At 62.0% G+C, this 6,040-nt stretch carries 5 protein-coding genes; all 5 read right to left on the reverse strand.

Annotated features, from left to right (window positions below; translation table 11 throughout):
• Positions 1-205: 205 nt before the first annotated feature.
• Positions 206-547: a YlxR family protein gene (locus tag HXO69_RS02730; protein ID WP_296545169.1), complete on the reverse strand. Its 342-nt coding sequence runs from the start codon at positions 545-547 to the stop codon at positions 206-208.
• A 253-nt stretch (positions 548-800) separates the two neighbouring features.
• Positions 801-1,898, reverse strand: a complete 1,098-nt coding sequence (gene nusA, locus HXO69_RS02735) for a transcription termination factor NusA (RefSeq protein WP_296545171.1) — start codon at positions 1,896-1,898, stop codon at positions 801-803.
• A 109-nt stretch (positions 1,899-2,007) separates the two neighbouring features.
• On the reverse strand, positions 2,008-2,679 hold the full coding sequence (gene rimP / locus HXO69_RS02740; protein WP_049345046.1) for a ribosome maturation factor RimP: 672 nt from the start codon (positions 2,677-2,679) through the stop codon (positions 2,008-2,010).
• Between the two features lie 2 nt (positions 2,680-2,681).
• Positions 2,682-4,514: a proline--tRNA ligase gene (locus tag HXO69_RS02745; protein ID WP_296545172.1), complete on the reverse strand. Its 1,833-nt coding sequence runs from the start codon at positions 4,512-4,514 to the stop codon at positions 2,682-2,684.
• A 111-nt stretch (positions 4,515-4,625) separates the two neighbouring features.
• On the reverse strand, positions 4,626-5,789 hold the full coding sequence (locus HXO69_RS02750) for a GNAT family N-acetyltransferase (protein WP_296545174.1): 1,164 nt from the start codon (positions 5,787-5,789) through the stop codon (positions 4,626-4,628).
• Positions 5,790-6,040 lie beyond the last annotated feature (251 nt).

Genomic DNA, 6,040 nt, shown 5'->3' on the forward strand with positions numbered 1-6,040 from the left:
CGGTCCGCACCGGGAATGGTGCGGACACTAATGCTTACGGGGTGCACGCCCGAAGGCGCGCCAATTCGTGAAATTGCCGGTGGGTGAGCACGAAAGGGTACTCATTTCGCGGCACTCATTAGATATCCATCAGTTTTCTGACTCGCTTTCAGATAAGAAGTCGTCAAACTCGTTGACTTACAGAGGGCATATACCCGAAAAGCGTCTACGAGGGGGTCGAGTCCGCAATCACGGCTCGAATCTGCTCGCAGCACGCCTGCAGCTGGGCTGCAGGGACCACTTTCTTGAAGGCGCGCGCCAGACCGTTCTTCTTCTGCAGAGCGGCTACGCACTTTTCGCTCGGATGGATCCAAGCGCCTCGTCCGGGCATAGTTCCCGCCACATCGGGCTGATAGGGCGGGGTGTCCGCCTGCTCGGTAGCAGACGTGACGGGTGTGCGGGCGATGCGCAGCAGGTTGCGCTGTTCATCGCGGGCACGGCATCCGATGCAGGTACGGACCGGTCCTTCAAACGCTTCGGAGGTTGCGGTGAGGTCTTGATTGCTCATGGTCCTCTCCCCTCTCTAGCGTGTGTGCAGAACCGCGTTCGCAGTACATTCGTGATGCTCAATCCGGTGTGTGCGAGGGCGCGTTAAAGCGCCCGGTTACACACCGGCACATCTTAATAGTGTATCCCGTTTTTAAGAATCATGGGCAAAACTGTGACGCAGGCGCAAGAACACCGGGCACGTACCTGCCCGATATCTTGCGCCTGCATCAAAAGGATATGCCGCGGGATACGCCCCTCACCGGGGCTAATGCTTATTCAGCGTCCTGTGCGGACTCTTCTGCAGCTTCTTCAGTTGCCTTCTCAGCGGAAGCTTCTTCAGCCAGGCTACGAGCCACGCGAGCCGCAACCTCTTCCTCAGCACGAACCTGAGCGTACTTGGACTCGGAGAGAATATCTATACGCCAGCCGGTCAGCTTCGCCGCCAGACGTGCGTTCTGACCCTCACGACCAATAGCCAGGGACAGCTGATCATCCGGAACCACGGCACGAGCGGAGTACTCGCGCGGGTTCGCAATAATGACCTCGGTGACCTTCGCCGGGGACAGCGCCGCAGCGATGAAGGTTGCCGGATCGGTCGAGTAATCGACAATGTCGATCTTCTCGTCGTTCAGCTCGGCTGCAACCGCACGCACGCGGGCACCCATATCGCCGATGCACGCACCCTTCGCGTTAATGGTCGGGTTCTTCGCGGACACAGCAATCTTGGAGCGGTGGCCAGCTTCACGTGCGATGGAGTTAATGGACACCAGGCCCTCAGAAATCTCGGGAACCTCGTGCTCGAACAGACGCAGAACCAGATTCGGGTGCGAACGAGAAACCACAATCGAGGGGCCCTTAGGACCGCGGCGAGCCTCCACCAGGTAGGCGCGCAGGCGGGTACCGTGCTGGTACTTCTCACCCGGAACCTGCTCGTTGCTGGGCAGAACAGCCTCAACGGTACCCAGGTCAACCTGAACCATACGCGGGTTGTTGCCCTGCTGAATCACGCCGGACACCAGGGTGCCCTCACGGTCCTTGAACTCACCCAGAACGGATGCGTCCTCAGCGTCACGCAGACGCTGCGAGAGCACCTGGCGGACGGTTGCGGCAGCGATACGGCCAAAGTTGTTCGGGGTGTCGTCAAACTCGTCAATCTTCTGGTTGTCCTCATCAAGCTCAGGAGCCAGAATGACAAACTCGCCGGTAGTACGGTCGATGACGGCACGAGAGCCCTTAATAGCGCCGGGCTGCTTCATGTACGCGAGCAGCAGGGCGTTCTCAACCAGGGTGAAGAGCTCCTCCATGACGAGAGAGCGCTGCTTCGCCAATGCGCGCAGTGCGCCCAGGTCAATAGTTTTAATATCCTCCACGCTTTTCAGCCTTTCCCAGTTAGCACGGCGCCGGGACGCTCTCCGCGCCCCGGCTCCCGAACGGTATATACCTGGCACGGAGCACCCCGTGCCTGAAGCTTTAATAACTCTATTCTACCGGCTCAGCAGGCGAATTGAAGTCAATCTCGACGTGAGCAGAAGCAATATTTTCCCACGGAAGCAAAGACGGCTCGTGGTACGACTCCTTCTGGCCCTTCTTCGTATTCTTCTTACGAGCCAGCACCGGGCCCTCGTCCTGCACCTCGTGCAGACGCGCCAAATACTCGGTGCCGTCGGGTGCGGTGACCGCAATCAGGCGGGTGCGGGCACGTTCCCAGTGCCGGCGCTCGGTCAGGGCGCGGGTAGCGCCGGGCGAGGACACCTCCAGCTCGTAGGGGAAGAACTCGTCGTTCTCATCCGCGCGGTCCAGAGCGCTCGAAATCGCACCGGAAATCTCCGCCAGAGAATCCAGCGACAGCGAATCGGTACGCTCAGCGGTGTAGTCCACCGTAATCTTCACGGTGCGGTTGGCGGCCGGGCCCGAAATCTTCAGACCCTCCAGCACCAGCGAGAACTCGGAAATCACCGGGGCAATCGCCTCGGCAACCTCCTCCTCGCGGATCGCGCGGGTACCCACGCGCACCGGTGCCTCCACCACGGGCTCACGCTCAGCGCGAGTACGGGAAGTATTCACACCATTCGCCACGCGGGATGCGGCACGGCGAGCGCGCGCATTCGGGGCGCTCTTCTTAGAGCCAGAACGCTTCGGCTTGTATGCCACGATTACGCCCCCTTGACCTCTGCGATGACCTCAGCCACCGCGTTCTCAACGGATACCTCGCGAGCTTCACTGCTACGGCGGTCCTTCAGCTCCAGCACGCCGTCCTTGAAGCCGCGACCAATCACCAGGATGGTGGGCACACCCAGCAGCTCGGCGTCGCCGAACTTCACGCCGGGGCTGGTCTTCGGGCGGTCGTCCAGCATGACCTGCAGGCCAGCGGATTCCAGGGATGCGCTGAGCTCTTCAGCGTACTCGTGGGATGCTGCGTCCTTGCCAGTGACAACGATGTGCACGTCTGCCGGTGCCAGGTTACGCGGCCAAATCAGGCCCTTCTCGTCATGGTTACCCTCGGCGATAGCGGCAAGTGCGCGGGTCACGCCCACGCCGTAGGAGCCCATGGTCACGGTCTGCAGCTTGCCGTTCTGGTCCAGAACCTTCAGGCCCAGCGCCTCAGCGTACTTGCGGCCCAGCTGGAAGATGTGGCCCATCTCGATACCGCGGGCTGCCACCAGCTCGCCGGAGCCGTCCGGTGCCGGGTCGCCTTCGCGCACCTCGCACGCCTCGATAACGCCGTCGGCGGTGAAGTCGCGGCCGAAGACCAGGTTCGCCACGTGCTTGCCCTCTTCGTTTGCGCCGGTGACCCAGCGGGTACCGCGCACCACGCGGGGGTCAACGAAGAAGGGAATGCCGGTTGCGGAAGCTACCGCATCCTCATCCTCGGTGTGCGCACCGAGCAGGGGTGCGTCCAGGCTCAGACCGGGGCCAATGTAGCCCTTGACCAGCTGCGGGAACGCCTTCAGGTCCTCTTCGCTGGCTGCCTCAACCTCAACCTCGCCGCCAATACCCATCAGGGCACCGATGTTGACCTCAACGCGGCCCAGGTCCACGGCACGGTCGCCGGGAACGCCCACGGCGAAGACCTTACGCTCGCCGGAGGGGGTGATGACAGTGCCCAGGAAGCACTTGAGGGTCTGCGAAGCCTCGATGGCGCCGCCGGTCACCTCGGTGTGCAGCTCGTTCATGCGCTCCACCAGGGTCTCAATGGTGGCGGAGTCGGGGGTGTCCACGACGATTGCCGCCGGGGTGTCCTCGGTGATTTCGATTTCCTCGGGAACCACGGTGGTGACAGCCTCAACGTTTGCCGCGTAGCCGCCAGCCGAACGCACGAAGGTGTCCTCACCGATGGGGGTCGGGTGCAGGAACTCTTCACTGCGGGAGCCGCCCATCGCGCCGGACTGTGCGGTCACAATGACAATCTCCAGGCCCAGGCGCTCAAAGATGCGCTGGTATGCGGCACGGTGCGCCATGTACGCCTCGTTCAGGCCCTCATCGTCAATGTTGAAGGAGTAGGAATCCTTCATGACGAACTCGCGGCCGCGCAGCAGACCCGCGCGGGGGCGCGCCTCATCGCGGTACTTGGTCTGAATCTGGTACAGGTAGACCGGCAGGTCTTTGTAGGAGGAGTAGAGGTCCTTCACCAGCAGGGTGAACATTTCCTCGTGGGTGGGTGCCAGCAGCATGTCTGCACCCTTACGGTCCTTGAGGCGGAAGAGGTTATCGCCGTACTCATCCCAGCGGTTGGTTGCCTCGTAGGGTTCGCGGGGCAGCAGTGCGGGGAAGTGAACTTCCTGCGCGCCGATGGCGTCCATCTCTTCGCGGATGATGTTCTCGACCTTGCGCAGTACCTTCAGGCCCAGGGGCAGCCAGGTGTACACGCCGGGGGCTGCGCGGCGGATGTAACCGGCGCGGACCAGCAGCTTGTGGCTGGCGACCTCGGCATCTACGGGGTCCTCGCGCAGAGTGCGCACGAAGAGGTTGGAAAGGCGAAGTACCACGATTCTCCTTGAAAGGTCGATAGGTTTAGGTGGGGTGCCCGCGGCTCACCGGGTGAGCCGTAAATAGGCACAGTCGTCTTTAAGTTTATAGCGTTTTAGGGTTCGGCGTGTTTAGCGCTCGAAAATGATAGTCGAGAACTGCCCAATCTGCTCCCAACCGGTCCCCCGGTACATGGCGAGCGCGCGGGCGTTGTAGTCGTTCACGTACAGGCTCAAATGCGGGTAGTGGCGTTGTAGAATCTGCGCGGCGGCGGCGAAGAACGGCTTAGCCAGCCCGTAGCCGCGGTAGTCCGGGTGTAGCCACACGCCCTGCACCTGCGCGGCGTCCAGGTTCACGATGCCCGCATCCGCCTTGAAGATGACGCGACCGTTCACATCGGTGACAATGGCGCAACGCTGACCTGCAATGAGCGTGCGCAGGCGCGCCGCGTAGCCGTCACCGTAGCGGGCAATCGGGTCGAAGCCGACCTCCTCGGTGAACATTGCGGCTGCGGCGGGTAGCAGTTCCCCCAGGTCGGCGGAAGTGGCGAGGCGCGCATACCCGGCAGGCTCCCCGATGAGTTGAAAAGCTCCGGCGGAGGCTTCGGCAGGTTTGAGGGGCGCAGGCAGGTGCTCCGGCAGTTCAGGAAGCTCCGCCTCATAGAAGCGGGCGAGGTCCTTCTCCGGCGGCAGGTACAGCAGCGGCTGTACGGGGCGCTCCGACAGAACCCGCGCACGATGATCGCACCCATCACGCAGGCTCGGCTGCAGCATCTGCAGCAGCGGAACCGGGCTCTTACCGCCCCGAGTCTGCTCGCACAGCTCCTGCATGCGCGTCCACAGGGGCATCACGAAGGCGCTCTCACCGAACATGGAATCCAGACGAGAACCCACCTGCAACAGCAGCTGAGCCAGGGCGTCACGATGCGCGAGCGCCGTAGCATCCAGGGTGGTAGCGTGCAGGGTGGGGGTATCCAGCGTTTCACCGTCGTGAGAATCCGCATCGTGTTCAGCATGTTCAACGGCGACATGTTCAACCGCGGCACCGCACAGGCGCACCGGCACCACATTCGAGCCCAGCAGCAGCACACAGCACAGCTGACCGTCACGCTCACAGCCCACGAAGCCCTGATAGTAGTGCAGCGGAATACGCGGCGCCTTCGCCGGAAGAGGGCACGCCAAATAGTGCTCAATGGGGTACAGATTCGGGACCGGGTCGCTGAACAGGACGTCCTCCAGCTCATCGCACCACCGAGCATCCAGAGCAAATACGTGTTCCTTCACGCGATCAGGCATAGGGAAAGAATCCATCGACGAAGCAGCCCGCCTGCCGCGCTTGGATTTAGCGCGGAAAGAACTTGGGCGAAGAGAAGATAAAAGATTAAGCATGCTGTGTTGAGTGATAGGAGTTGAGCGATAGACAGATGAGTGACAGTGCGGGGTGCACCCCAAAAAGTAGCCGATTCAGGCGGCCATAACCAGCGGCGACAAGCGCAAAGCCTGCCACCACCATAACCGGAAAAGCGCGGAGGCGCCCCTCACCAGGG

This window comes from Rothia sp. (in: high G+C Gram-positive bacteria) (assembly GCF_015265375.1).
In the GTDB taxonomy this organism is placed as follows: Bacteria; Actinomycetota; Actinomycetes; order Actinomycetales; family Micrococcaceae; genus Rothia.

Excerpts from the sequence above, each read along its gene's own strand:
- HXO69_RS02730 (WP_296545169.1), bottom strand. The coding sequence starts at position 547 with ATGAGCAATCAAGACCTCACCGCAACCTCCGAAGCGTTTGAAGGACCG.
- HXO69_RS02750 (WP_296545174.1), bottom strand. The coding sequence starts at position 5,789 with ATGCCTGATCGCGTGAAGGAACACGTATTTGCTCTGGATGCTCGGTGG.